Annotated in this window: 19 protein-coding genes and 1 riboswitch; of the genes, 6 read left to right on the forward strand and 13 right to left on the reverse strand. The window is 73.4% G+C overall.

Going from position 1 to position 25,656, the window contains the following annotated elements; translation table 11 throughout:
* Positions 1 to 51: 51 nt before the first annotated feature.
* Both cobN and BLU55_RS05200 read right to left on the reverse strand, forming a co-directional pair.
* Positions 52 to 3,681: a cobaltochelatase subunit CobN gene (gene cobN / locus BLU55_RS05195; RefSeq protein ID WP_197681177.1), complete on the reverse strand. Its 3,630-nt coding sequence runs from the start codon at positions 3,679 to 3,681 to the stop codon at positions 52 to 54.
* A gap of 36 nt (positions 3,682 to 3,717) precedes the next feature.
* Positions 3,718 to 3,849, reverse strand: a riboswitch (cobalamin riboswitch).
* Positions 3,847 to 4,638 carry a (2Fe-2S) ferredoxin domain-containing protein gene (locus BLU55_RS05200; RefSeq protein ID WP_091726880.1) on the reverse strand — a complete coding sequence of 264 codons (792 nt, stop codon included), beginning with the start codon at positions 4,636 to 4,638 and terminating at the stop codon, positions 3,847 to 3,849. (Overlaps the previous riboswitch by 3 nt.)
* A 265-nt stretch (positions 4,639 to 4,903) precedes the next feature.
* Between BLU55_RS05200 and BLU55_RS05205 the strand changes: the two genes are divergently transcribed.
* The gene (locus BLU55_RS05205; protein ID WP_091726882.1) at positions 4,904 to 5,893 is read left to right on the forward strand and encodes an aldo/keto reductase; all 990 of its coding nucleotides are present in this window, start codon (positions 4,904 to 4,906) and stop codon (positions 5,891 to 5,893) included.
* 202 nt (positions 5,894 to 6,095) lie between these two features.
* The gene (locus BLU55_RS05210) at positions 6,096 to 6,911 is read left to right on the forward strand and encodes a sigma-70 family RNA polymerase sigma factor (RefSeq protein WP_091726885.1); all 816 of its coding nucleotides are present in this window, start codon (positions 6,096 to 6,098) and stop codon (positions 6,909 to 6,911) included.
* Between the two features lie 20 nt (positions 6,912 to 6,931).
* Here BLU55_RS05210 and aqpZ read toward each other — a convergent pair whose 3' ends face one another.
* The 4 genes from aqpZ to BLU55_RS05225 all read right to left on the reverse strand — a co-directional run bounded on the left by aqpZ (position 6,932) and on the right by BLU55_RS05225 (position 10,340).
* A complete protein-coding gene (aqpZ, locus tag BLU55_RS05215; RefSeq protein ID WP_091726887.1) occupies positions 6,932 to 7,684 on the reverse strand; it encodes an aquaporin Z in 753 nt (250 codons plus the stop codon).
* Positions 7,685 to 7,745: 61 nt separating this feature from the next.
* Entirely contained in the window at positions 7,746 to 7,889 is a 144-nt protein-coding gene (locus BLU55_RS19350) for a hypothetical protein (protein ID WP_157682739.1), read from the reverse strand.
* Positions 7,890 to 8,106: 217 nt separating this feature from the next.
* Positions 8,107 to 8,700: a hypothetical protein gene (locus tag BLU55_RS05220; RefSeq protein WP_091726890.1), complete on the reverse strand. Its 594-nt coding sequence runs from the start codon at positions 8,698 to 8,700 to the stop codon at positions 8,107 to 8,109.
* Positions 8,701 to 8,915: 215 nt separating this feature from the next.
* A complete protein-coding gene (locus BLU55_RS05225; RefSeq protein ID WP_157682740.1) occupies positions 8,916 to 10,340 on the reverse strand; it encodes a sensor histidine kinase in 1,425 nt (474 codons plus the stop codon).
* 201 nt (positions 10,341 to 10,541) lie between these two features.
* Between BLU55_RS05225 and BLU55_RS05230 the strand changes: the two genes are divergently transcribed.
* A complete protein-coding gene (locus BLU55_RS05230; protein ID WP_231917055.1) occupies positions 10,542 to 11,243 on the forward strand; it encodes a GNAT family N-acetyltransferase in 702 nt (233 codons plus the stop codon).
* A 24-nt stretch (positions 11,244 to 11,267) separates the two neighbouring features.
* Here BLU55_RS05230 and BLU55_RS05235 read toward each other — a convergent pair whose 3' ends face one another.
* On the reverse strand, positions 11,268 to 11,963 hold the full coding sequence (locus BLU55_RS05235) for a TetR/AcrR family transcriptional regulator (RefSeq protein WP_091726898.1): 696 nt from the start codon (positions 11,961 to 11,963) through the stop codon (positions 11,268 to 11,270).
* A 108-nt stretch (positions 11,964 to 12,071) separates the two neighbouring features.
* Here BLU55_RS05235 and BLU55_RS05240 point away from each other — a divergent pair, with 108 nt between their 5' ends.
* Positions 12,072 to 12,992, forward strand: a complete 921-nt coding sequence (locus BLU55_RS05240; protein WP_091726899.1) for an AurF N-oxygenase family protein — start codon at positions 12,072 to 12,074, stop codon at positions 12,990 to 12,992.
* Between the two features lie 7 nt (positions 12,993 to 12,999).
* Positions 13,000 to 14,535 carry a 4Fe-4S binding protein gene (locus tag BLU55_RS05245; RefSeq protein WP_091726902.1) on the forward strand — a complete coding sequence of 512 codons (1,536 nt, stop codon included), beginning with the start codon at positions 13,000 to 13,002 and terminating at the stop codon, positions 14,533 to 14,535.
* A 63-nt stretch (positions 14,536 to 14,598) separates the two neighbouring features.
* Here BLU55_RS05245 and BLU55_RS05250 read toward each other — a convergent pair whose 3' ends face one another.
* Positions 14,599 to 15,843 carry a PP2C family protein-serine/threonine phosphatase gene (locus BLU55_RS05250; RefSeq protein ID WP_157682741.1) on the reverse strand — a complete coding sequence of 415 codons (1,245 nt, stop codon included), beginning with the start codon at positions 15,841 to 15,843 and terminating at the stop codon, positions 14,599 to 14,601.
* Between the two features lie 61 nt (positions 15,844 to 15,904).
* Entirely contained in the window at positions 15,905 to 17,653 is a 1,749-nt protein-coding gene (locus tag BLU55_RS05255) for a BCCT family transporter (RefSeq protein WP_197681104.1), read from the reverse strand.
* Between the two features lie 112 nt (positions 17,654 to 17,765).
* On the opposite strand from BLU55_RS05255, the gene BLU55_RS05260 reads away from it, so the two are divergent.
* Entirely contained in the window at positions 17,766 to 18,908 is a 1,143-nt protein-coding gene (locus tag BLU55_RS05260; RefSeq protein WP_231917056.1) for an SPL family radical SAM protein, read from the forward strand.
* A gap of 121 nt (positions 18,909 to 19,029) precedes the next feature.
* On the opposite strand, the gene mmsB is transcribed toward BLU55_RS05260, so the two are convergent.
* The 4 genes from mmsB to BLU55_RS05280 all read right to left on the reverse strand — a co-directional run bounded on the left by mmsB (position 19,030) and on the right by BLU55_RS05280 (position 25,608).
* Entirely contained in the window at positions 19,030 to 20,304 is a 1,275-nt protein-coding gene (mmsB, locus tag BLU55_RS05265; RefSeq protein ID WP_091726907.1) for a multiple monosaccharide ABC transporter permease, read from the reverse strand.
* Positions 20,301 to 21,884 carry a multiple monosaccharide ABC transporter ATP-binding protein gene (gene mmsA, locus BLU55_RS05270; RefSeq protein WP_091726912.1) on the reverse strand — a complete coding sequence of 528 codons (1,584 nt, stop codon included), beginning with the start codon at positions 21,882 to 21,884 and terminating at the stop codon, positions 20,301 to 20,303. Before mmsA ends, mmsB begins: the two co-directional genes overlap by 4 nt.
* Positions 21,885 to 21,985: 101 nt before the next feature.
* Positions 21,986 to 23,080 carry a multiple monosaccharide ABC transporter substrate-binding protein gene (gene chvE, locus BLU55_RS05275; protein WP_091726914.1) on the reverse strand — a complete coding sequence of 365 codons (1,095 nt, stop codon included), beginning with the start codon at positions 23,078 to 23,080 and terminating at the stop codon, positions 21,986 to 21,988.
* A gap of 296 nt (positions 23,081 to 23,376) precedes the next feature.
* Complete coding sequence (locus tag BLU55_RS05280) at positions 23,377 to 25,608, reverse strand: SpoIIE family protein phosphatase (protein ID WP_157682742.1); 2,232 nt, start codon at positions 25,606 to 25,608, stop codon at positions 23,377 to 23,379.
* Positions 25,609 to 25,656 lie beyond the last annotated feature (48 nt).

The raw sequence follows: 25,656 nt of genomic DNA on the forward strand, positions 1-25,656 counted from the left end.
CGGTGCCCCGGGGTCGTGGGGGTGGGAGGGCGCCCGGGCGCCCCGTGGCACTCACGACTCCCGGTCCTCCAGGTCGCCCTCGAGGTCGAGGTAGACCTGCTGCATCCGGGCCAGCAGCTCCGGGTCGGGCGACTCCCACAGGCCGCGGTCCACGGCCTCGTGCAGCTTCTCCACGATCCCGCGCAGCGCCCAGGGGTTGGACTGCTTCATGAAGGCCTGGTTGGTCTCGTCGAGGACGTACTCCTGGGCGAGGGCGGCGTACATCCAGTCGTGGACCACCCCGGTGGTGGCGTCGAACCCGAAGAGGTAGTCGACGGTCGCGGCCAGCTCGAAGGCGCCCTTGTAGCCGTGGCGCTGCATCGCCGAGATCCAGCGCGGGTTGACCACGCGGGAGCGGAAGACGCGGTTGGTCTCCTCCTGCAGGGTGCGGGTGCGCACGGCGTCGGGGGTGGTCGAGTCGCCGACGTAGGCCTGCGGGGAGGCACCGGTCAGCGCGCGCACCGTGGCCACCATGCCGCCGTGGTACTGGAAGTAGTCGTCGGAGTCGGCGATGTCGTGCTCGCGGGTGTCGATGTTCTTCGCAGCGACCTTGATGCGGCGGTAGTTGGTGCGCATGTCGTCGGCCGCCGGCGCCCCGTCGAGCCCGCGGCCGTAGGCGAAGCCGCCCCAGGCCGTGTAGACCTCGGCCAGGTCCTGGTCGTCGCGCCAGCTGCCGTTCTCGACGACCTGGAGGATGCCGGCGCCGTAGGAGCCGGGCTTGGAGCCGAAGATCCGGGTCGTGGAGCGGCGCTCGTCGCCGTGGTCGGCCAGGTCGGCGCGGGCGTGGGCGGCCACGAAGTTCTGGTCGTCGGGCTCCTCCAGGGCGGCGACGAGCTGCACCGCGTCGTCCAGCATGGCGACCACGTGGGGGAAGGCGTCGCGGAAGAAGCCGGAGATCCGGACGGTGACGTCGATGCGGGGCCGGCCGAGCTCCTCGAGCGGCACGACGTGCAGGTCGCTGACGCGCCGGGAGGCCTCGTCCCACTCCGGGCGCACGCCGAGCAGCGCGAGCACCTCGGCGACGTCGTCGCCGGAGGTCCGCATCGCGCTGGTGCCCCACACCGACAGGCCGACCGACTCGGGGTAGGCGCCGGTGTCGTCGAGGTAGCGCTGCACCAGCGACTCCGCCATCGCCTGCCCGGTGCCCCACGCGAGCCGCGAGGGCACGGCCCGCGGGTCGACGGTGTAGAAGTTGCGGCCGGTCGGGAGCACGTTGACCAGCCCGCGCAGCGGCGAGCCGGACGGGCCGGCCGCGATGAAGCCGCCGTCGAGCGCGTGCAGCACCGCGTCGAGCTCGTCGGTGGTGCGCGCCAGCCGCGGCACCACCTGGGTGGCGGCGAAGCCGAGCACCTCCTGGACCACGGGGTCGTCGTGCAGCGTCAGCGCCGCCTCGGGCGCCCAGCCGGCCGCCTCCATCCGCACCACGAGGTCGCGCGCCTGCCGCTCGACCTCGTCGACGGCGGTGGTGGCCTCCGCCCCCTCCTTGAGCCCGAGGGCGGAGCGCAGGCCGGGCACGGCGTGGGACTCGCCGCCGAAGACCTGCGAGGCACGCAGGATCGCCAGCACCAGGTTGACCCGCGCCTCGGGCGCCGGGGCCTGGCCGAGCACGTGCAGGCCGTCGCGGATCTGGGCGTCCTTGATCTCGCACAGCCAGCCGTCGACGTGGAGGATGAAGTCGTCGAACGCCTCGTCGTCGGGGCGCTCCTCCAGGCCGAGGTCGCGGTGCATCTCGGCGGCGTGCATCAGCTGCCAGATCTCGCCGCGGACGGCCGGCAGCTTGGCCGGGTCCATCGCCGCGATGTTGGCGTGCTCGTCGAGCAGCTGCTCGAGGCGGGCGATGTCGCCGTAGGACTCGGCGCGGGCCATCGGCGGGATCAGGTGGTCCACGATGGTGGCGTGGGCCCGACGCTTGGCCTGTGCGCCCTCCCCCGGGTCGTTGACCAGGAAGGGGTAGATCAGGGGCAGGTCGGCGATCGCCGCGTCGGTGGCGCAGCCGGCCGACAGGGCGGCGTTCTTGCCCGGCAGCCACTCCATCGAGCCGTGCTTGCCGAGGTGGACCACGGCGTCGGCTCCGAAGCCGCCGGCCTCGGGACGCGCCGAGAGCCAGCGGTACGCCGCGAGGTAGTGGTGGGACGGCGCCAGGTCGGGGTCGTGGTAGATCGCGACCGGGTTCTCGCCGAAGCCGCGGGGCGGCTGGATGAGCAGCACCACGTTGCCGGCGGTGATCGTGGCCAGCACGATCTCGCCGGCGTCGTTGACGAACAGGCGCCCGGGAGCGGGGCCCCACGCCTCGACCATCCCCGCCACCAGCCCGGCGTCGAGACCGGCGGTCCAGTCGGCGTACTGCTCGGGGGTGATGCGGACGTGGGCGTCGGTGAGCTGCGCGCTGGTCAGCCACTCCTCGTCCTGGCCGCCGGCCGCGATCAGGGCGTGGATGAGGGCGTCGCCGGCCTCGGTGTCGTCCTCGAGGTCGAGCCCGGGGATCGCACCCGGCCCCCCGAGGTCGTAGCCCGCGTCACGCATCCGGCGCAGCAGCCGGATCGTGGAGACCGGGGTGTCGAGGCCGACGGCGTTGCCGACCCGGCTGTGCTTGGTGGGGTACGCCGAGAGCATCAGCGCCACCTTCCGCTCCGCGGCCGGCACGTGGCGCAGCCGGGCGTGCGCGACGGCGATCCCGGCCACCCGGGCCGCCCGCTCGGGGTCGGCGACGTAGCGCGGGAGGCCGTCGGCGTCGATCTCCTTGAACGAGAACGGCGCGGTGATGATCCGCCCGTCGAACTCCGGGATCGCGATCTGGGTGGCCGAGTCGAGCGGCGTGACGCCGTCGTCGGAGGCCTCCCACTCGGCGCGGCTGCTGGTCAGGCACAGGCCCTGCAGGATCGGGATGTCGAGCGAGGCCATCCGCTCGACGTCCCACGCCTCGTCGTCGCCGCCGGCGCTCGCGGTGGCCGGCTTGCTGCCCCCGGCGGCGAGCACCGTCACGACCAGCGCGTCGAGCGTGCCGAGGGCGGCGTACAGCTCGTCGGGCGCGGAGCGCAGCGAGGAGGAGAACACGGGGACGCCGACCGCCCGGCCGGTCGCGTCGATCGCGTCGGCCAGGGCGTGCACGAAGCCGGTGTTGCCGGAGACCTCGTGGGCCCGGTAGTAGAGGATCCCGACCCGCGGCAGGCTCGCACCCTCGGTCCCCGAGGAGGGACGGCGTCCCGTCTCGAAGGGCCGCTCGACCATCCCCCACTGCGCGACCTCGACGGGCGGCTCGAAGCCCTCGCCGGTGAGCAGCACGGTGTCGGAGAGGAACCCGTGGAGCTGGGCGAGGTTGGCCGGTCCGCCCTCGGCGAGGTAGCGGTGGGCCTCCGCGGCCACCCCCATCGGCACGGTCGAGAGCTCCATCAGCTCCGCGCTCGGCTGCTGCTCGCCGCCGAGGACCAGCACCGGCATCCCGGTGTCGCGGATCCGGGCGAAGCCCGAGCACAGGTCCTGGGGCGAGCCCAGGATGCGGCCGACGACGAGGTCGACGCCCGCCAGCGTCTCGGCCATCGACTGGTGGCCCGGACGGGACGGGTTGGCCAGCACGTAGTCGGCGCCGGAGGCCCGGGCCGAGAGCAGGTCGGTGTCGGACGTGGACAGCAGGGCGATGCGCATGGTCACCGGGGCTCCTCCTCGGGGTTCTCGCCCCGAACTGTTGGACGCCCCGTGGTCAGTGTCTGGCTCGGCCCGCGGCGCGACCGGGGTCGCGACGTCGGGCCTCACAGTGGCGGAACCGCCCCGGAATCACGCCGGGTTCCTGGTCCCACGGGACAAGTGGCCTCAGCCTAGGTCACGCCGGGCCCGGTCCAGCCGATGCGTCTCGACCGGCACGCCCCCGACGAGGTGGCGGGCGACGATCTCGCGGGCGGCGTCCGGGTCGACGTGGCCGTACCAGACGTCGTCCGGCTGCACGCTGACCACCGGCGCCTGGTTGCACGGCAGCTGGCACCCGGTGTGGGTGACGAGCACGTCGTCGTCGCCGAGGTCGTGGCCCATCAGCGCCAGCACCAGCGCCTCGGCGCTGCTGTCGGAGGCCAGGGCCGTGCACCGCGGCCCCCGGCAGACCAGCACCTGGTGGCGGTGCCGGGTGACCTGCTCCCACGCCTCGGAGGTCATCCCCGGCTCGCGGCCGTCGACCACCCGGGCCGACTCGACGGCCTCGGCGAGGCGGTCGTCGCCCTCGTGGTCGCGCGCCACCAGGTCCTCGGCGCCCAGCAGCGAGGTCCCGACCCGCACCACGGGCCGGTGGCCCGTCCGCTCGCGCCACCAGTGGGCGGCGATCCGGCGCAGCCACGACGCCCCCGGCGCGAAGGTCCCGAGGCTGACGCCGAGGAGGACCACCTCGTCGGCGCCCTCGCCGGCGCGCGCGTCGGCGAGCTCGTCGGCGAGGCCGGTCAGGCACCGGGCGAGCGAGGGGTCCCCGAGCTGCAGGAACGCCACCGACCCGGCGTACGACGCGGGCAGGCGCTCGGCGGCCTCCCGCAGCCGGTCGCGGGCGTCGACCTCGCGCACCGACATGCCAACCAGCACGACCCGGCGCACCACCTCGGGGCGATCGTCGTCCGGGGTCATCGCGTCCTCACGCGGGCCAGTATGGCCGGGGGATGGGGTGGGGGTCCGGAGACCCCCGGGCAACCAAAAGACCGACCCCGTGCACCAGCTGCGTGAGCGGTGACGGGGCCGGTCGATGGGTGCGCTGTACCCAGGCCCACCGGGGGCATGCGCCGCACGTCACACCAGGGGCACAGCGGACCCACAGGAGGAGCCAACCCTGGCGACCGTGGCTACCGTGGGGTCGTCCGTCCTCCGGGACCGTCCTCACGCCAGGAGCACCGCCATGCAGCCACGCACCCTCGGAACGTCCGGCCTCCAGGTCTCCCCCCTCGGCCTCGGCTGCATGGGCATGAGCCAGTCGTTCGGGGCGCGGCCGCCGCGCGAGGAGATGGTGGACTTCCTGCGGGCGGCCGTGGACCGGGGCGTCACCTTCTTCGACACCGCCGAGGTCTACGGCCCGTTCCACAACGAGGAGCTGGTGGGCGTCGCGCTGGAGCCGGTCCGCGACCAGGTGGTGATCGCGACCAAGTTCGGGTTCGCCTTCGACGAGGACGACAAGCAGACGGGGGTCAGCAGCCGGCCCGAGCACATCCGGGCGGCGGTCGACGGGTCGCTGCGGCGGCTCCGGACCGAGTCGATCGACCTGCTCTACCAGCACCGCGTCGACCCGTCCGTCCCGATCGAGGACGTCGCGGGCACCGTCAAGGAGCTCGTCGAGGCCGGCAAGGTCCAGCACTTCGGGATGTCGGAGGCGGGGGCCGGCACGATCCGCCGCGCCCACGCCGTGCACCCGGTGACCGCCCTCCAGAGCGAGTACTCCCTGTTCTGGCGCGAGCCGGAGGACCAGGTCCTGCCCACGCTGGCCGAGCTCGGCATCGGCTTCGTGCCCTTCAGCCCGCTCGGCCGGGGCTTCCTCACCGGGCAGGTCACCGCCGACTCGACCTTCGGCGAGGGCGACATCCGCGCCACGCTCCCCCGCTTCGAGCAGGAGGCCCTCCAGGCCAACCTGGCGCTCGTCGAGCTGGTGAAGGCCGTCGCCGAGCGCAAGGGCGCCACGGTCGGGCAGGTCGCGCTGGCGTGGCTGCTGGCCCAGCAGCCCTGGATCGTGCCGATCCCCGGCACCCGCCGCCTGGAGCGGCTCGACGAGAACCTCGGCGCCGCCGACCTCGAGCTCACGGCCGAGGACCTGGCCGAGCTCGACCGGGCCTCCACCAGCGTGCAGGTGCAGGGCGAGCGCTACCCCGAGGCGATGGCGCGGATGATCGACCGCTGACCGCCTCCTGAGGGGCTCCCGCGGGTCGCCGGCCACGTTGCGCTTACTGCGTAAGACGGCTACCTTCGGCGGACGGGATCTCGTGTCGCCCGGGACGTTTCTCCCTCGTCCGCCCGTCCGGCCCACCGGCACTCGAGTCAAGGGTGCATACCGCTCTCGTCGTACGACGCCGCCCGCCCGGGTCTGCGTCGCGAGGTGCGTCATGCCCCACGTCCCTGCCCAGACCATGCCCGGTGGCCCCCGCCGCGCCCCCGAGGACCCCCGTCGCCGCGAGCTGACCGATGCGCTCGCGCTCGAGCTGTCGTCCACCGACGACCCCGAGCGCGACACAGCGATCCGTGAGCGCCTCGTCGAGCTCAACATGCCGGTCGCCGCGTCCGTCGCCTCGCGCTACCACCACCGTGGCGTCGCGACCGACGACCTCGAGCAGGTCGCCTTCCTCGCGCTGGTCCACGCCTCGCGGCGCTACGACGCGACCACCGGCCACGCCTTCCTGTCCTTCGCCGTGCCCACGATGAGGGGCGAGCTGCGCCGCTACTTCCGCGACTCCGGCTGGATGGTCCGGCCGCCGCGCAGCACGCAGGAGCTGCAGCTGGCCGCGCTGCGCACCCGCAGCGACCTGGAGACGTCGTCGGGCCGCGAGCCCTCGGTCGAGGAGCTCGCCACCGCGCTCGACGCGAAGCCACGGGCGGTGCGCGAGGCACTGGGGGCGCGCGGCTGCTTCTCGCCGACCTCGCTGGACGTGCCCGTGGGTGAGGGATCGGCGACGCTGGGCGACCTCCTCGGATCGGAGCAGGTCGAGCAGGACGCGGTCCACGCCCGGGTGATGCTCGGCCCGGTCGTGCGCGGCCTGCGCGAGCGCGACCGTCTGATCCTCGAGCTGCGGTTCTTCCACGGGCTGACCCAGCGCGAGGTCGCAGAGCGGCTCGGGGTGACGCAGATGCAGGTCTCCCGGCTGCTGACCCGGATCTACCGCGACCTGCGCCGCGGCCTCGAGGACCCGGAGCCGACCGGCTGAGAGCCGGACGGTGCGCTGGCTCAGGCCTGCTCGGCGTCCTGCAGGCTCGACGCGGGGACCTGGCCGAACAGCCGGCCGTACGTCGCCCCGGCCACCAGCGCGCCGACCACGGGGGCGAGCACGAACAGCCACAGCTGCTCGATCGCGGTGCCGCCGGCGAACAGCGCGGGGCCGATGGAGCGCGCGGGGTTGACCGAGGTGTTGTCGACGGGGATCGAGACCAGGTGCACCAGCGTCAGCGTGAGTCCGATGGCCAGCGGCGCGAAGCCGCGCGGGGCGACCGTGTCGGTGGCACCCAGGATCGTCCACACGAAGATCGCGGTCAGCAGCACCTCGACGATCGCGGCGGCCCACCAGGCGTACGCCGCCGGCGACGCGTCGCCGTAGCCGTTGGTGGCGAAGCCGTCGGCCAGGTCGAAGCCGTCCCGGCCCCGGGCCACGACGAGCAGTGCGCCCGCGCTGGCGACGGCGGCCACGACCTGCGCCCCGACGTACGCCGGCACCTCGCGCCAGGGCAGGCGGCCGGCCACGGCCATGCCGACGGACACGGCCGGGTTGAAGTGGCCGCCCGAGACGTGGCCCACGGCGTACGCCGCCCCGAGGACGCTCAGGCCGAAGGCCAGCGCGATGCCGGCGTTGCCGATGGCGTCACCGGCCAGCACGGCGGCTCCGCACCCGCCCAGCACCAGCCAGAAGGTGCCGAAGGCCTCGGCGCCCAGGCGTCGGGACAGGGAGTACGTCGGGGTGGACGGGGTCGACTCGTGCTCGGACATGGGTGTCTCGCTCTCGGGTGGGGACGGCGCCTCGGTCGAGCGCCCGGGGTGGTCGGGGGCGTCAGCGCCGGCGACGGCGCGACGGGGTGCTCCCGCCGCGGCGGTCCTCGAGACGTCGCTTCGCGGCCGGCAGCCCGACCAGGGCCAGGAGCTTCCACACGAGCCAGCCGAGGACGGAGAACAGGGTGCGCTTGGTGCGGGCCACGGGACGGACCACCTCTCGCAGGGACGCCGTCCGGGTGACGGCGAGCCACCAGTCAGACGGGGGCCGCCCCGGGATCGTCACGCCGGTGTGACCCAGACCACGCCGACGACGCAGCGTTCCCGGAGCGCCCGGCAGACGCCCCCGGACGCGCTCGAGGGCGACCCGGTGCGGGTCGCCCTCGAGTGGTGCGGGGTGCTGCGAAGTCGTGCGGGGTGGGTCAGCGGCCCAGGCCGGTGCGGTCGACCTTGCGGTGGAAGTGCATGCCGGCGGTGCCGCCCAGGACGGCGCCGACCAGGCTCGCCGCGACGACGCCCACCAGGGCGACGACCGCCGCCAGGCTCAGGTCCGAGAAGCTGCCGGGCAGGCGCGGGAAGCTGTTGAGCTGGTCGAGCACGTCGAACTTGGCGCCACCGATGGCACCCAGGATCGCGACGACGATCGCGGCGACGACGGCCCAGCCGAAGACGGCGACGCCCTGGCGGGCCCCGTTGAAGCGGGCCATGCGGCCGGCGACGTAGCCGCCGCTGTAGTAGGAGACGAAGACGATCACGAGGACGAGCACGACGCCGGCCCAGCCGATCTCCTCGGCCGAGATGCCCTGGTCCTGCGCCGCACCGGCGACGTCGGAGGTGCTCGAGACCAGGCCGACCCCGGCGCCGGCGGCGGCGACCAGCGCGGTGAGCAGCACCGTCATGCCGGTGGCGGTGATCCAGCCGAAGAAGGCGCAGAAGACCTTGACGCCGCCGTACGCCTCCTTCTCGCGGGCGACGACGTCCTTGCGGTCCAGCGGGGTGTGCTCGTGGGTGCTCATGGGACTCCTCGTGGGGATGGCGAGAGCGCGGCCGGCACGTCACCCGCCGCGTGACCTGGGAGTTCCCCACCGGTTGAAACTGAAACTAAGTCCCTGGGCAGACGGACACCGCCCCCGACCTGCACGAGGTCGGGGGCGGTGCGGTCCTGCGGTACCCCACCCCGGACCTGCAAACGGGTCCGTGGCCCACTTTCCTTACGACGTAAGTCCCGGCCTCACCCGAGACCCGGGAGCGCGCGCAGCTGGACGGTCGACCCGGAGCCCGCCGCCGGGACCTCGCGCAGCGGCGTCCGGCGCCACCGCACCGACGGACCGGTGGTGGTCGACGGCGTGCTGCCGTCCTCGTCGTGGTGCCGGTCCACGACCCCGGTCAGGCAGGGCCCGCCCATCGGGAGGGACACCACGAAGCGGGACCCACCCCCGGCCCGCTGCTCGTAGCGGGTGGTGCCGTCGTTGGCCCGCGAGAGCTCCTGCACCAGGTAGAGGCCCAGCCCGGTGCCGCGCTGGTCCCCGCGCCGGGCCTCGTCGGACCTGGCGTAGCGGTCGAACAGCCGTGGCGCGAAGTCCACCGGGACTCCCGGACCGGCGTCCTCGACGACCAGCTCGACGTGGCGCTCGAGCGCGCGCGTGGAGATGGCGTACGGCGGGGCGCCGTACTTGGCGGCGTTGGTGACCAGGTTGGTCAGCACGTGGCGCACCTGCTGGCGGTCGGCGAACGCGACGACCGGGTCGAGCTGCAGCTCGAGGTCCTCCAGGGGGTGGCCCAGCGCGCCGAGCACGTCGTGCACCAGGCGGTCGAGCCGCGCCGAGGTCGGCTCGGGCAGCAGGCCGTCGGCGTCGATGGCCGAGAGGGTCAGGGTCTCCTCGAGCATCTCCTCGAGCGAGAGCCCGGCCGTCTGGACCTTGCCCATGAACGTGCGCCGCGACGAGTCGTCGAGCTCGGGCCAGGAGTCGAGGGCGACCTCGGCGCAGCCGTTGATGACCGTCAGCGGCGCCCGCAGGTCGTGGGAGATCATCGCCAGCAGGTCGGAGATCTCGCGGTTGGCCACGGCCAGCGCCCCGCTGACCTCCTCGGCGCGCAGCCGCTGCTCGCGCTCCTGGTCGAGCGCCTGCTCGGTCGCCTTCCAGTACGTCAGGCACGCCAGCGACTCGGCGAGCACGAACAGCCCGTGCACGCCGGCGAAGGCGACGGGGTGCGCCATCGCGGCCTCGTGGTTGTAGACCGCCATCGGCATCACCAGGCCCATCACCGCGTGCTGGGCCAGGACGAACCCGATGCCGAGCAGGTACGGCGCCCACGCGTGGTACATCGCCACCAGCGCGATCACCACGAAGAAGTGGAAGTGCAGCTCGATCATGCCGTGGAACAGGTGGATGAGCAGGGCCGTGCTGACCAGCAGGCTCAGCGTCACCGCGGAGGCGCGCAGCGTCCGCGACGACCGGGGGGTCGACCCCCCCAGGGCCAGCAGCGCCACCAGCACCAGGCCGACGGCGAGCTCGGGGGTGCCGCCACGGGGTCGCACCAGCGCCAGCCCCAGCAGCACCGGCACGTGCAGCCAGGCGATGGTGGTCAGCCCGCGGTGGCGGGCCTGCCAGCTCCGCTCCGGGAGGGTCCCGCCGCGCGGGAGCCAGGAGGTCACCGCCGCGCGCACGTCACGGGGTGGTGTCGTCGGGACCGTGCGCACATGCTGCCTCCTGCTGCCGCCGCGGCCCTGCCCCTCCGCGGGGTCGCGTCATGTGGTTGAAGATAGGACGAAACGGGCATCCCTGTCCGGCGAACGACCGTTCACGGAAGGTGGGCCGCCCAGTGGGTGCGACCTCGCGCCGTGGAGACTGGGCCGGTGGCTGTCCTCGACGACCCCGTGGGTCACGCGCTGCGCGGGCCCCACGCCCACCTCGCCCGGCGACGGGGCAGCGCCCTGGGCTACCACCCCGACGTCTCGACGTTCCTGGCCGTGCCCCACGACCCGACCGCCGCCGCGTGGGCCGACCTGGCCGCGCTGGTGGGCCCGGGCGCGGTGGCCGACCTGTTCAGCGCGACCGCGACTCCCCCGCCCACCTGGACGGACGTCTTCGCGATGGACGGCGTGCAGCTGGTCGGGCCGACCGCGGGACTCGCGCGCCGCGACGACGGCGCCGTCGTCGAGCTGGGCGCGGCCGACGTGCCCGCGATGCTGGCCCTGGCGCGGGCCACCCGGCCGGGCCCGTTCTGGGAGCGGACCCGCCTGATGGGCACCTACCTCGGCATCCGGGACCCGTCCGGTCGGCTGGTCGCGATGGCGGGCGAGCGGCTCCACCCGCCCGGGTGGACCGAGGTGAGCGCGGTCTGCACCACCCCCGAGCACCGGGGCCGCGGTCTCGCGGCGCGGCTGGTCGAGGAGGTGGCGGCCCGGGTGCTCGAGCGGGGCGAGCGCCCGTTCCTGCACGCCCGCCGCGACAACGCGGGCGCGCTGCGCGTCTACGAGCGCCTGGGGTTCGAGGTGCGTCGCGAGGTCACCTTCCGCGGCTTCCGCACCCCGGCCGACCCCACCGGACCCGCCTGACCCCGCGCTCCCCCGGCACCTGGCTCAGGACGGCTCGGCCGCCGCAGCACCGAGGTCGAGCGGCACGGTGGGGTCGATCTCGAGCCCGATGCCGCGCAGCACGCCGTCGAGGACCGACCAGATCCAGCCGGCCAGCAGGTCGACCATCTCCTCCAGCGCCAGCCCGCCCGGCGCCGCGACCCAGCGGCCGGCGGCCGCGTCGACGAACCCGACCAGCCCGAAGGACAGCGGCTCGGTGACCCGGGCGTCGAGGCCGACCGCCTCGACGTACTCGTCGAGCAGCCGGATCAGCAGGTTGGAGATCAGCCGCTTCACGTCGTTGACGACGTTCTCGCCGCTGGCCGTGGCCACCGAGTGGCGCACCAGGTAGAGGTAGAGCTGGTGGTTCTCCGTGAGCCAGCCGAGGTGCGTCGAGACGGCCGTGCGGATGATGTCGCGCGGGCTGGCCGAGACGTCCCACACCGGGGCGAGCGCCTCCAGCAGCATCGCCTCGGCGCGCAGCGCGATCGCCTCGTTGAGCTCGTGGGCGCCGGCGAAGTGGCGGTAGAGGCGGGTGCGGGCCACGCCGGCCTCGGCCGCGATCTGCTCGGTGGACACCTCGGCACCGTGCTTGCCGATCGCCACCAGCGCCGCGGCCACGAACTCGGCCCGTCGGCGCTGCTGCTGCCCGGTCCACCGGGTCGCGCGCCCGTCGGTGGACGGGGCGGGCGAGGACGACACGCGCCGAGGTTACCCGGGTCACGTCCCGGAGGTCTGTCGTCGACCGGGTACACGTTGTACCGTCTATCTGGAAGTGACGTCGTGTACCACCTACCTCAGGGAGCACGCATGACCCTCGTCGAGAGCCACCCCCGCACCGCGCCCGCCTCCGGCGCCGACCAGCGCGACGCCTCGCAGCGCCTGCTCGACTCCTCCGCGGCGCTGTCCTACGACCCGGCCGTCGAGGTCGACTGGGACGCCGACCTCGACCCGACGCACTTCGGCCTCAACCCCGAGTGGAGCACGCTCTACGGCACCCGGTTGTGGGACGAGATGACCCACCAGCAGCGGGTCACCCTGACGCGCCACGAGGTGGCCTCGATCATGAGCACCGGCATCTGGTTCGAGATGATCCTCCAGCAGATGGTGCTGCGCGACCAGTACTGCACCGACTACGCGACCTCGGACTTCCAGTTCGCCCTGACCGAGATCGCCGACGAGTGCCGCCACTCGATCATGTTCGCCCGCGCCTGCTCCAAGATGGGCATCCCGGCCTACTTCCCGACCCGGTCGAGCATCGCCCTGGGCCGTGGCTTCAAGGCGCTGGCCAGTGCCGAGGTGGCGTACGGCGGCATCCTGGTCGCCGAGGAGGTCCTCGACGTCATGCAGCGCGACTGGATGCGCGGCGAGCAGGTGCTGCCGATCGTCCGCACGACCAGCAAGATCCACGTGGTCGAGGAGTCGCGGCACATGAAGTTCGCCCGCCAGGAGATGCGCGAGCGGATCGAGGGGGCGAGCCCGGCCCGTCGCCGGACCTCCGCCCTGGTGATCGCGATCGCCGCGCACCTGATCGTGTCCAACATGGTCAACGACGGGGTGTACGCCGCCGCGGGCCTCGACCCCGAGCGCGCGCTCGCCGAGGCCCGGGCCAACGAGCACCACCACACCCTGATGCGCTCGAGCTGCGCGCACCTGATGGAGTTCCTCGACGAGCTGGGCCTGCTGACCCGGCCGGCGCTGCGGCTCTACCAGCGCGTCAGCATGGTCTGAGGCGCGCGTGCCCTACGCCATCACGCAGTCGTGCTGCAGCGACGCCTCGTGCGTCTCGGTGTGCCCGGTCAACTGCATCCACCCCACGCCCGACGAGCCCGGCTTCGGGACCACCGAGATGCTCTACGTCGACCCGCGGGCCTGCATCGACTGCGGCGCCTGCGCCGACGCGTGCCCGGTCGACGCGATCTTCCCGGCCGAGGAGCTGCTGCGCGGCCCCGACGCGGCGTACGTCGAACTCAACCGCGACCACTTCGCCGACGCCCCCGTCCCGGAGGGTGACGACCGCGGCTGGAGCGACCCCACCTTCCCCGTCGCGCTCAGCCCCCACGCGGCCGACCTGCGGGTCGCGGTGGTCGGCACGGGCCCCTCGGCGAGCTACACCGCGGCCGGGCTGCTCACCACCAGCGCCCACGTCACGATGCTCGACCGGCTGCCGGTCGCCGGCGGCCTGATCCGCTTCGGGGTGGCGCCCGACCACACCAGCACGCGGGCGATCGCCGACCGCTTCGCCACCGTCTTCCGCAACCCGCGCCTGGAGATGTGCCTGGGCGTCGAGGTCGGGCGCGACGTCACCCACGAGGAGCTCCTGGCCCACCACGACGCGGTCGTGTACGCCGTGGGCGCCTCCGCGGACCGCACGCTCGGGGTCCCCGGCGAGGACCTGCCCGGCAGCCTGGCCGCCCGCGACCTGGTCGGCTGGTACAACGGCCACCCCGAGGTCCCGACCGACCTCGTCGACCTCGAGCTCGGTGCGCCCGCCCGCGTGGTGGTCGTCGGCAACGGCAACGTCGCCCTCGACGTGGCGCGGCTGCTGCTCACCGACCCCGAGGAGCTGGTGCGCACGCCGCTGGCCCGCCACGCGCTCGCGGCGCTGCGGCGCAGCAGCGTGCGCGAGGTGGTCCTCGTGGGCCGTCGCGGGCCGGGCGACGCGGCGTACGCGCTGGCGGAGCTGCGCCCGCTGCTGCAGCGCGCGGACCTCGACGTCGTCGTCGACGGAGGCGCCGCCGCGACGGAGGCGATCGCCGCGGCCGCGGCGGGCAGCAAGGCGGCCGCCCTGCGCGACCTGCCGCAGGTGCCCCTGGACGCCGCGTCCCCCGTGGGCGGGAGGCGCCGGCTGGTGCTGCGCTTCGACTCGGTGCTGGAGCGCGTCGACGGCGACGACCGCGTCGGCTCGGTCCACCTGGCACCGGCGCGGCCCGAGGACCCCGGGGCGCCGGAGCCGGTCGTGCTGCACGCCGGGCTGGTGCTGCGGTCGGTCGGCTACCGCAGCGAGCCGCTGCCCGGGCTGCCCTTCGACCGCGAGACCAGCACCGTCCCCCACGACCAGGGGCGCGTGGTCGACCCCGCCACCGGCGGCGCCGTCGGGGCGTCGTACGTCGTGGGGTGGGTCAAGCGCGGCCCGCGCGGCGGCATCGGCAGCAACCGGGCCGACGCGACGGAGACGGTGGCCTCGCTGGTGGCCGACGCCAACGCGGGGCGCCTGACCACGGGACGCGGCTCGACCCGGTCGTTCCGCCGGTTGCTGCGGTCGCGGACGTGAGCCGACCTCCGGACTGGCCACGGCTCCGGGTCCGGGCGGCCCGGCCGGTGGGCAGCGGCTGCCTCAGGTCGCCCCGGGCGGCCCGTGCCACTGCACGAGCAGCAGCGTGGCGTCGTCGACGACGTCGCCGGCCTGGTGGTCGATGAGGGCGTGCACCACCCGCCGCACCGTCTCGGCGGCGGGCAGCCCGGCCGCGAGGTGGCGGCTGACGAGGTCGACGAGCCGGTCGCGGCCGAAGAACTCGCCGGCGGGCGAGCGCGCCTCGGTGACGCCGTCGGTGTAGAGGAGCAGCAGGTCGCCCGGCTCCAGCTGCTCGGTGCCGACCGGCGCCTCGGCGGTGTGGTCCAGGCCGCGGTTGAGACCGAGCGGCAGCAGCGGCTCGACCGCCAGCTCGCGCACCAGGCGCCCGGCGCGCAGCAGCAGCGGGGCGTGGTGCCCGGCGCTGATCCAGCTCAGCCGGCCGGTGTCGGTGTCGAGGTGGCACAGCAGGCCGGTGGCGAAGGACTCGACCCGGAAGGCGAGGTCGACCGCCTCCTCGATGCCGTCGGCGGTCTCGCGCAGCGTCCGGCCCGTGCGCCGGGCGTTGCGGTACGCCGCGACCACCAGGTTGATCAGCTGCGCGCTCACGATGCCGTGGCCCATGGCGTCGAAGACCCCGAACCGCGCCGCGCCGCGCTCGACGGCGTAGTCGAACGAGTCGCCCGCCACCTCGTACGCCGGCTCCATCCCGCCGGCCACCGTGACCGACCGGTCGGAGAAGGTCAGCGGCGGCAGCAGCGACCACTGGATCTCGGCCGCCAGGGTCAGCGGCCGCGACCGGCGCGGGCGCAGCAGCGCGTCGCCGTACAGGTTGCGGGTGACGAGCAGGTGGGCCAGGGCGGAGGCGAACGCCCGCAGCCCCGCGGGCTCGTCGGCCAGCGCGGTGCCGGGCTGCACGGTCAGGCCCAGGACACCGAGGCGCTCGCTGCCGTCGAGCAGCGGCAGCCACAGCTGCACCCGCTCCCCCGGGCCGGCGCCGCTCACCGGCTGCAGCGTCTGGAAGGCACGTCCGGCCAGGGTCGAGTCGACGCCGAGCGGGGCGGCTCCGGGCTCCTGGCTCCCCGCGGGCGGCAGCGGCACGAGCTGGCGCTGCTGCAGGTCGGCGAGGTGGACCACGGCGTCGGCGGCCCCGAGCTCCCCCGCCGCGTCGGCGACGGCGCGGGGCAGCTCGTCGGGGGCCTGGGTGTCCGCGGCCGCGAGCAGCCGGTCGACCGCGCGGCGGACCTGGTCCGCCACCGCGTCGAGCGGCCTGGGCGTGCCGGAGGTCATGACCACGATCATGCCCCGGCGACGCCGCGCGCGTGCGGCGAACCGCACACGTCTCCCCAGGTCAGCCGGGCTGCCCCGGGTGTCCGGAGTGCGGGTCGCGGCTCTCCGGCACGATCTCCTCGTGGTCGGCGCCCAGGGCAGCCAGGGCGATCGAGTGCTGCTCCTGCTCGTCGCGCTCCTGCACGTGCTGCACGGCCCGACGGATGCGGGTCGGCAGCGTCGACTCGTAGGGCTCGGCGCGCAGCGCCTTCATCAGGGAGACGCACATCGCGATGATGACGATCATGAAGGCGCCGCCGACGATGATGACGAGGTTCTGCAGCGCGGTGAGGCCCGCCCGCAGGTCGTCGCCCCCCGACCACAGCAGCACCGAGGCGACCGCGCCCTGGGCCACGCCCCAGAAGACGACGAGCCAGCGCTTGGGCTCCTCCTCGCCGTGCTGGCTCAGCATCCCCATCACGATCGAGGCCGAGTCGGCGCCGGTGATGAAGAAGATGGCGATGAGGAAGATCGCCAGCACCACCGTGATCGAGGCGAGCGGGTAGTCGCGCAGCACCGTGAACAGGATCGACTCGGTGCCCTCGTCGGCCAGCGTCTGACCGAGGTCCTTGCCCTGGTTGAGCTGCAGGTCGAAGGCGGCGCCGCCCATGATCGAGAACCACACGAACGAGACCAGGCTGGGCATCAGGATCACGTAGACGACGAACTGGCGGATGGTGCGGCCCTTGGAGATGCGGGCGATGAACATCCCGACGAAGGGGGTCCAGGACACCCACCAGGCCCAGTAGAAGATCGTCCAGCCGTTGAGCCAGGTCGCCTGGTCCGCGTCGAAGGCGCCGGTGCGGCCGCTCATCGTGGGCAGCTGGGTCAGGTAGGCGCCCATGCCCTCGGTGAACGTGGACAGGATGAAGACGGTCGGGCCCACGACGAAGAGGAAGGCCACCAGCACGAGGGCGGCGATGGCGTTGGCGTTGGAGAGGAACTGCACGCCCTTCTCGATGCCGGTGACCGCGGAGACCACGAAGCACGCCGTGAGCACCCAGATGACGAGCAGGGCCAGGGCGATGCTCTCCCCCGAGCCGTCGAAGACGTTGTCCAGGCCACCGGTGATCTGCAGGGCGCCGAGCCCCAGCGAGGTGGCCGAGCCGAACAGCGTCGCGAAGATGGCCACCACGTCGATCGCCTTGCCGGGCGCCCGGCCGGCGGCGTCGCCGATGAGCGGCCGGAAGGTGCCGGAGATCAGGTTGCCGTAGCCCTTGCGGTAGGCGAAGTAGGCGATGGCCAGACCGATCACGGCGTAGATCGCCCAGGGGTGCAGGCCCCAGTGGAAGAAGGTGTACTCCATCGCCAGCCGGGCGGCCTCGGGCGTGCCGGGCTCGGCCATCCCCATCGGCGGGGTGTTGAGGTGGGTCAGCGGCTCGGCCACGCCCCAGAAGATGAGGCCGATGCCCATGCCGGTCGCGAACATCATCGAGACCCAGGAGAACGTGCTGAACTCCGGCTCGGCGTCGTCGGGGCCGAGCGTGAGGTTGCCGTAGCGGCTGATGGCCAGGTAGCCGGAGAACACCACGAACGCGGCGGTCGTCAGCACGAAGAGCCACCCGAAGCTCTTCTCCAGCCAGGTCAGCGTGCTCGTCGTCGCGCTGCCCATCGCGTCGGGCGCCAGCGCGCCCCACAGCACGAAGCCGAGGACGGCGGCCGCGGCCACGCCGAACACGACCTTGTCCAGGGGCAGCGACCGGTGGGTCGCGCTGCCGTCGTCGGGACCGGGCGCCGGTCCGGTGGTCTCCCTGCTCACGGTGTCGGTCACGTCGGGACCCCCAGGTCGGTGCACTCGGAACACATCTGATTCACAGTGCAGCGCGGGGTCCGGTGTGTCAACGCGACCGACGGGTATGGGCAGGGACCCAGGAAGAGGTGCGATGCCCGACGAGACACAGGTCACCAGCGCACGCGACCCGCGGGCCGCCGACGGGGGCTCCGCGCTCGAGCTGCACCCGCACGCCGCCCGGCGCTGGACGCCGAAGCGGGTGCTGGTCACCCCGGCCGCGCTGGACGAGCCCCACGGGCAGCGGATCGTGGCCCGCGTCGAGGCCCTCGGGATCGAGGTGGAGCGGCTGCGCGCCAACCGGCTGGTGGGGCTGCGGGGCGAGACCGAGCGGGAGACCTACGCCCGCGCGAAGTCCACGCTGGCCGTCGTGGTCAGCCCGCCCAGCCGACGTCGGCTGCAGCCGATCTCCCCCAGCGCCGACTGGCGCGTCGACCTCGCCGAGGGCTGCCCGGCGCACTGCCAGTACTGCTACCTCGCCGGCTCGCTGTCCGGCCCGCCCGTGACCCGGGTGTACGCCGACCTCGACGCGATCCTGGACAACCTCACCGCCTACCTCGGGACCGGTCAGGTCACGAGCCGCTCGACGCGCCGCAGCCAGGAGGGCACCACCTTCGAGGCCTCCTGCTACAGCGACCCGCTCGCGCTGGACCACCTCACCGGGAGCTGGCAGCGCGCCGTCGAGCACTTCGGTGCCTGGGACGCGCCGGTGCAGCTGCGGTGGACCACCAAGTTCGCCGACGTCGACCGCTTCGTCGCCCTCCCGCACGCCGGCCGCACCCGGGTGCGCTTCAGCGTCAACTGCCTGCCGGTGACCCAGCGCTGGGAGGGCGGGACCAGCACCCTGGAGCAGCGGCTCGCGGCGCTGCGCCGGCTCGCTCTCGCCGGCTACCCGGTCGGGCTCACGATCGCCCCGATCATGCCGATCGACGGCTGGCGCGAGCACTACGACCACCTGCTCGACCTGGTGGAGACCGCGACGGCCGACGTCCCCGACCTCGACCTGACCGCCGAGCTGATCACCCACCGCTTCACCGCCACCAGCAAGGAGGTGCTGCTCGGGTGGTACCCCCGCACCACCCTCGAGATGGACGAGGCGGAGCGCGCGGTCAAGCGGGGCAAGTTCGGCGCCACCAAGCACGTCTACCCCAAGCCCGTCATGGACGACCTGCGGCAGTGGTTCCGCCGCGAGCTGGAGCAGCGGCTGCCGGCGTGCCGCGTCCTCTACTGGACCTGAGCCCGCGTGGCCGAGCCTCGCTCGCCGGGGGGGGGTGGTCGCCGACCACCCGCGACGCGGTCCGGTGGGACACGCCTGCCGCTCGCGCGACGCCGGCCGGTGGCCTGTCGAGCCCGCGCGATCACGACGTCCGCGCGGCCGGTTCGCCCGTGCGCTGCTTGGCCAGCTCCTCGGTGACCTCGTCCGGGGGCGGGGGCGCCACCGACGTGTCCTCGGCGCCGGCTCCGCCGCCGACGGAGGTGCGCTTCTTGTTCCACACGTCGAAGGCGACCGCGGCGAGCAGCACCAGGCCCTTGACCGCCTGCTGCCAGTCGATCGAGACGCCCATGAGCGACATGCCGTTGTTGAGCACGCCCATCACGAAGCCGCCGATGATCGCGCCGGCGACGGTGCCGACCCCGCCGGTGACCGCCGCGCCGCCGATGAAGGCGGCGGCGATGGCGTCGAGCTCGAAGTTGACGCCGGCCTTGGGGTTGGCGGCGGTGAGGCGGGCCGCGAACACCATGCCGGCCAGGGCGGCGAGCATGCCCATGTTGGTCATCACGAGGAAGTCGATGCGCCTGGTGCGCACGCCCGACATGGTCGCGGCCTCGACGTTGCCGCCGACGGCGTACACGTGCCGGCCCACGATGGTCCGCTGCATGACGAAGCCGTAGACGCCGATCAGCACGACCAGGATGAGGCCGACGACGGGCAGGCCGCGGTACTGCGCGAGCACGAAGCACAGCCCGACGACCACGACGGCGATCGCCACCAGCTTCGCGAGGAACAGCGGCTGCGGCAGCACCTCCAGCTTGTAGTGGACGGCCGAGCGCCGCTTGCGGACCTCGAGCACGGCCAGCCACGCCGTGAGCAGCACGCCCAGCACCAGGGTCAGGTTGTGCAGGCCGGTGTCGGGGCCGACCTCGGGCAGGAAGCCGTTGCCCATCCGCTCGAAGCCCTGCGGCAGGCCGCCCACGGTCGCGCCGTTCAACACGACCAGGGTGAGGCCGCGGAAGAGCAGCATGCTGGACAGGGTGACGATGAAGGCCGGGATGCCGACGTAGGCCACCCAGAAGCCGTGCCAGGCGCCGATCAGCGCGCCGACCCCGAGGCAGAGCACCACCGCGAGGAACCACGGCACGTCCCAGCGGGTCATCATGATCGCCGCCAGCGCCCCGGTGAACGCGGCCACCGAGCCGACCGAGAGGTCGATGTGGCGGGCCACGATGACCAGCACCATGCCAATCGCGAGGATGAGGATGTAGGAGTTCTGCGTGATCAGGTTGGTGACGTTGAGCGGGCGCAGCAGCACCCCGTCGGTGGTGAACCAGAACAGCGCGACGATCGAGACGAGCGCGATGACCATGCCGTACTGGCGCATGTTGCCGCGCAGGATGCGGGTGAGCGAGCTCATGGGGCTACTTCCTGGGTCGTGGTGGGGCTGCCGGGGGCGGAGACAGCGGGGGTGCCGGTCATGTGGCGCATGATCTGCTCGGCGTCGTAGTCGCCGTCGGACCCGCGGCTCACCTCGGCGGTGATGCGGCCCTCGGCGAGTGTGTAGATCCGGTCGCACAGCCCGAACAGCTCGGGCAGCTCCGAGGAGATGACCAGCACGGCCCGGCCCTGGGCGGCGAGCTCGTGGATCACGGTGTAGATCTCGTACTTCGCGCCCACGTCGATGCCCCGGGTGGGCTCGTCGAGGATCAGCACCTGGGGGTCGGTGTGCATCCACTTGCCCAGCACGACCTTCTGCTGGTTGCCGCCCGAGAGCGTGGCGACGCCCTGGTCGACCGACGAGGCCTTGATGTTGAGAGCCCTGCGGTAGTGCTCGGCGACCTCGACCTCCTTGCCCTCGTCGACCGTCAGGCCGCGGCGCAGGCTGCCGAGGGAGGCCGACACGACCGAGCGCTTGATGTCGTCGAGCAGGTTGAGGCCCAGGCCCTTGCGGTCCTCGCTGACGTAGGCGATGCCGGCCGCGATCGCCTCCGGCACCGAGCGCAGCTGCAGCTCGCGCCCGTCGAGACGCAGCGTGCCCTCGGTGCCGCTGCCGTAGGAGCGGCCGAAGACGCTGCGCGCCAGCTCGGTGCGCCCCGACCCCATCAGGCCGGCGATGCCGACGATCTCGCCGCGCCGCACGGTCAGGTCGGCACCCCGGATCACCTCGCGGCTGCGGTCCAACGGGTGGGTGACGGTCCAGTCGCTGAGCTCGAGGCGCACCTCGCCGAGGTCGGGGGTGCGCGCGGGGAAGCGGTGGTCGAGGTCGCGCCCGACCATGCCGCGGATGATCCGGTCCTCGTCGACGCTGTCCTCGGCGACGCCGAGGGTCTCGATGGAGCGGCCGTCGCGGATGATGGTGATCTCGTCGGAGACGGCCGCGATCTCGCCGAGCTTGTGGCTGATCATGATGCAGGTGACGCCCTTGAGCTGCAGGTCGCGCAGCAGGTCGAGCAGGTGCGCGGCGTCGTCGTCGTTGAGGGCGGCGGTGGGCTCGTCGAGGATGAGCAGGCGCACCTTCTTCGACAGCGCCTTGGCGATCTCCACGAGCTGCTGCTTGCCGACACCGAGGTGCTTGACCTGGGTCAGCGGGTTCTCGGCCAGGCCGACCCGGGCGAGGAGCTCGGCGGACTCGCTGTGGGCGCGGTCCCAGGAGATCACGCCGCGGCGGCTGGTCTCGTTGCCGAGGAACATGTTCTCGGCGATGGAGAGCTCGGGGATGAGCGCGAGCTCCTGGTGGATGATGACGACGCCCGCGGCCTCGGAGTCCTTGATGCCCTTGAAGGCGACCTCCTGACCGTCGAGGAGGACCTGGCCGTCGTAGCTGCCGTGCGGGTAGACGCCGCTGAGCACCTTCATCAGGGTCGACTTGCCGGCGCCGTTCTCGCCGCAGATGGCGTGGACGGTGCCGCGGCGCACGCGCAGGTCGACCCGGTCGAGCGCCTTGACCCCCGGGAACTGCTTGGTGATGGCGCGCATCTCCAGGACGGGTGGTTCCATCACTGGTCCTTCCGGTGAGGTGGTGGACGGCGGGTGGGGTGCGGGCCGGTGGCCGGTCACGGGAATCGCGACCGACCACCGCCCGCGGGGTCAGCTCCGGGTCACTTCAGCTCGTCGGCGGTGTAGTAGCCCGAGTCGACGAGGACCTCCTGCACGTCGTCCTTGGTGACGGGCTGCGGCTCGAGGAGGTACGACGGCACGACCTTCTTGCCGTTGTCGTAGGTCTTGTCGTCGTTGATCTCGGGCTTGTCACCGGCCGAGATGGCCTTGACCATCGCGACGGTGACCTTGGCGAGCTCGCGGGTGTCCTTGAAGATCGTGGAGTACTGCTCACCGGCCTCGATCGACTTCACCGACGCCAGCTCGGCGTCCTGGCCGGTGACGACGGGCAGCGGCTTGTCGCCGGAGCCGTAGCCGTTGGCCTTGAGGGCCGCGATGATGCCCAGCGAGAGGCCGTCGTACGGCGAGAGCACGCCCTGGACGTCCTTCTGGGTGTAGGTGCGCGTGAGGATGTCCTCCATGCGCTTCTGCGCGGTGGCGGGGTCCCAGCGCAGCGTGGCGGCCTGCTCGAAGTCGGTCTGGCCCGAGGCGACGACGAGGTCGCCCGCGTCGATGGCCGGCTGGAGCTTGGTCATGGCGCCCTTCCAGAAGAAGGTCGCGTTGTTGTCGTCGGGCGAGCCGGCGAAGAGCTCCACGTTGTACGGCGGCTTGCCGGCCGCCTCGAGCCCGGCGAGCAGCGACTCGGCCTGCATGACGCCGACCTGCTCGTTGTCGAAGGTCGTGTAGTAGTCGACGGCGTCGGTGTCGCGGATCAGCCGGTCGTAGGAGATCACGGGGATGTCGGAGTCCGACGCCGTCTGCAGCACGTCGCCGAGCGCGGTGCCGTCGATGGCGGCGACGATGAGCATCGAGCTGCCCTTGGTGACCATGTTCTCGACCTGGGAGACCTGGGTCGGGATGTCGTCCTCGGCGTACTGGAGGTCGACCTCGTAGCCGGCGTCCTCGAGCTGCTTCTTGATGTTGTTGCCGTCGGCGATCCAGCGCTCCGAGGACTTGGTGGGCATCGCGACGCCGACCGTGCCCTTGTCGCCGTCGCCCGAACCGCTGCCACCGCCGCTGCCGCAGGCGGCGAGCGAGAGGCTGAGGGTGGCGGCGGCGAAGGTCGCGACGGCCTTGGTGGCCAGGGGTGTGCGCATGGGTTCTCCTGATCAGGGTGAGGGCACGACGGGGCCGTCGGCCGGGGGTTGTGGGTGGCGCACCCGGGGAGGGGCTGATCAGGCCCCACCGACGACGCCGGCCCGTCTGCGCTCGCCCGGTCCACGGACCAGATGGTGATGTGAGCGCTAACAGGCCTGAGTGTGTTAGCGCTCACACCCGATGTCAAGGACCTCGTTCACGTCGTGTTCACGGCGCGACCCCGACGAGGGGTGCGACGAGGGGTGCGACGAGCGCCGGCGACGGGCGCCCTCGGAGCCGGGTCCACCGGTCGGGCTCAGGCCCGGACGTCGGCCCAGACGGTCTTGCCCCCGCCGGAGGGCTCCACGCCCCACTCGGTGGCCAGGGCGCCGATGAGCAGCATGCCGCGGCCTCCGGGGGCGTCCTCGTCGACGGGGCGCGGGCGCGGCACCCGGGAGGAGGCGTCGGTGACCATCACCCGCACCACGTGCTCGAGGCGACGCAGCTCCAGCGAGGCGGACCCCTCGGTGTGGACCAGCGCGTTGGTGACCATCTCGGTCACCAGCAGGCGCACGGGGTCGGCGACCCGGCGCAGGCCCCAGGAGCGCAGCGTGGCGTCGGCGAAGGCGCGGGCCGAGGCGACCTCGGTCACCGACGCGACCTCGAGGTCGGCGCGACGGAAGAGCGAGGCCGGGCCGGCGTACTCGCAGGCGAGCAGGGCGACGTCGTCGCGGCTGCGCACCCCGACCGCGGCCAGGACCTCGTCGACGTCGGCCTCGAGCCGCTCCTGGCGCGGCCGGGGCGCGGCGGGGTGGCCGTCGTGGGTGGCGCCGACCGCGTCGACGAGCGCGTCCACGCCCAGGTCGAGGTCGACGCCGGGCACCTCGACCAGACCGTCGGTGTAGAGCAGCACCCGGTCCCCCGCGCCCAGCCGCAGCTCGGTGGTGGGCCACTCGGCGTCGGGCAGCACGCCGAGCGGGATGCCGCCCTCGGCGTCGAGCTCCTCGACGGTGCCGTCGGAGCGCCACAGCAGCGGCAGCGTGTGACCGGCCCGCACCACCGACGCCTGGCCGGTCGCGGGGTCGATGCCGACCAGGCAGCAGGTGGCGATGGCCTCGGTCTGCAGGGTCTCCATCACCCGGTTGACGCGCGAGAGGGCGGCATGGGGCGCGTGGCCCTCGACGAGGTAGGCGTAGAGCGCCACCCGGAGCTGGCCCATCACCGCGGCGGCCGACACGCTGTGGCCCTGCACGTCGCCGATGACCAGCACGACCCCACCGTCGGGCGTCGCGATCACGTCGTACCAGTCGCCGCCGACCTCGGCGTCGACCGAGCCGGGGACGTAGCGCACGGCGACCGCCAGCGCGTCGACGGCCGGCAGCGTGAGCGGCAGCAGCGAGCGCTGCAGGGTCTGCGACACCGAGATGGCGTGCGCCGCGCTGTCGCGCAGCGCCTCCTGCGCCCGGCCCTCGGACTCCCGGAGCTCGACCTGCCGCAGCGCCAGCGCGAGCTGCTCGGCCGCGCTGGAGAGCCAGTCGACCTCGACGGCGTCGACGTGGCGGGGCTCGCGCCACGCCAGCGCGAGCGCTCCGAGCGTGCGCGGCCCCACGGCCAGTGGCAGCACCACGGTGGCCTCGATGCCCGACAGGCTCGCCCCGAGGTCGGGGAAGCGCGCCGCCAGGTCGGCGAGCGAGCCGTGGACCAGTGGGCGCCGCTCCTCGGCGCTGACCGCCACCGGGTTGTCGCCGTGGCGCGGAAGCCACGCGGTCTGGGGCGCCTGGGGCGACGGCCCGTCGTCGCCGCGACCGCTGGACGCGGCCGCCACGGCGCGGTAGACGTCGCCGTCGGCGAGGTAGACGCCCACCCGCAGCGCCCCGAGCGGGCCCACGAGGGTCTCGGTGACGGCGCGCAGCACCTCTTCGCGATCCGTGGCCCGGGCCAGCCGCGAGGTGATCTGCTGCAGCAGCAGGAGCCGCTCCGCCGCCTGCTCGGCGACCCGCCGGGCGGCCAGCTCACGGGCGTAGTGGCGGGCGTTCTCGATCGCCACCGCCGCCTGCGTCGCGACCAGCCGCACGACGTCCTCGCTGCGATCGTCGAAGCGGTCGTGGTCGGGGTGGCCGAAGATGAGCGCGCCCAGCACCTCGCCCGAGCGGGCCACGACCGGGGTGGCGAGGAACCCGAGCCGCGGTGCGGCGTCGTCGTGCGGGCTGCCGGGGTCGACCAGCCGCACCGTCTCGCGGCCGGCGAAGGTCGGGGTGAACAGCTCGGTGATCCGCGGCACCGAGAGCTGCGTGAGCGCCCCGGCCCCGTCGCCCGAGACGACCCGCAGGCCGGAGTCGAGGTCGTCGTCGGCGACGGCCTCGTAGAAGAACGCCCCGAACCGGGCCCCGGACAGGCGGGTGCCGGTGTCGGTGACCGACTGCAGCACCCGGTCCAGGTCGAGGTCGGAGTTGATGGCCTCGGTCATCTCGACGAACACCTGGAGGTCGTCGAGGATCCGGCGCACCACCACCTCCGGCCCCTCGGGCGTGACCACCGCTGTGTCCACGCGCCCCGCTGCTTGTCGTCCGGCAGCCTAGGTGGTGCACCCACGACC

The organism is Nocardioides scoriae, from assembly GCF_900104965.1.
Lineage (GTDB): Bacteria > Actinomycetota > Actinomycetes > Propionibacteriales > Nocardioidaceae > Marmoricola > Marmoricola scoriae.

What these genes read in the sequence shown, in the direction of transcription:
- BLU55_RS05250 (WP_157682741.1), bottom strand. Translation starts at nt 15,843, where the DNA reads ATGACCTCCGGCACGCCCAGGCCGCTCGACGCGGTGGCGGACCAGGTC.
- BLU55_RS05210 (WP_091726885.1), top strand. Translation starts at nt 6,096, where the DNA reads ATGCCCCACGTCCCTGCCCAGACCATGCCCGGTGGCCCCCGCCGCGCC.
- BLU55_RS05220 (WP_091726890.1), bottom strand. Translation starts at nt 8,700, where the DNA reads ATGAGCACCCACGAGCACACCCCGCTGGACCGCAAGGACGTCGTCGCC.
- BLU55_RS05240 (WP_091726899.1), top strand. Translation starts at nt 12,072, where the DNA reads ATGACCCTCGTCGAGAGCCACCCCCGCACCGCGCCCGCCTCCGGCGCC.
- aqpZ (WP_091726887.1), bottom strand. Translation starts at nt 7,684, where the DNA reads ATGTCCGAGCACGAGTCGACCCCGTCCACCCCGACGTACTCCCTGTCC.
- BLU55_RS05260 (WP_231917056.1), top strand. Translation starts at nt 17,766, where the DNA reads ATGCCCGACGAGACACAGGTCACCAGCGCACGCGACCCGCGGGCCGCC.
- chvE (WP_091726914.1), bottom strand. Translation starts at nt 23,080, where the DNA reads ATGCGCACACCCCTGGCCACCAAGGCCGTCGCGACCTTCGCCGCCGCC.
- mmsB (WP_091726907.1), bottom strand. Translation starts at nt 20,304, where the DNA reads ATGAGCTCGCTCACCCGCATCCTGCGCGGCAACATGCGCCAGTACGGC.
- BLU55_RS05205 (WP_091726882.1), top strand. Translation starts at nt 4,904, where the DNA reads ATGCAGCCACGCACCCTCGGAACGTCCGGCCTCCAGGTCTCCCCCCTC.
- cobN (WP_197681177.1), bottom strand. Translation starts at nt 3,681, where the DNA reads ATGCGCATCGCCCTGCTGTCCACGTCCGACACCGACCTGCTCTCGGCC.
- BLU55_RS05200 (WP_091726880.1), bottom strand. Translation starts at nt 4,638, where the DNA reads ATGACCCCGGACGACGATCGCCCCGAGGTGGTGCGCCGGGTCGTGCTG.
- mmsA (WP_091726912.1), bottom strand. Translation starts at nt 21,884, where the DNA reads ATGGAACCACCCGTCCTGGAGATGCGCGCCATCACCAAGCAGTTCCCG.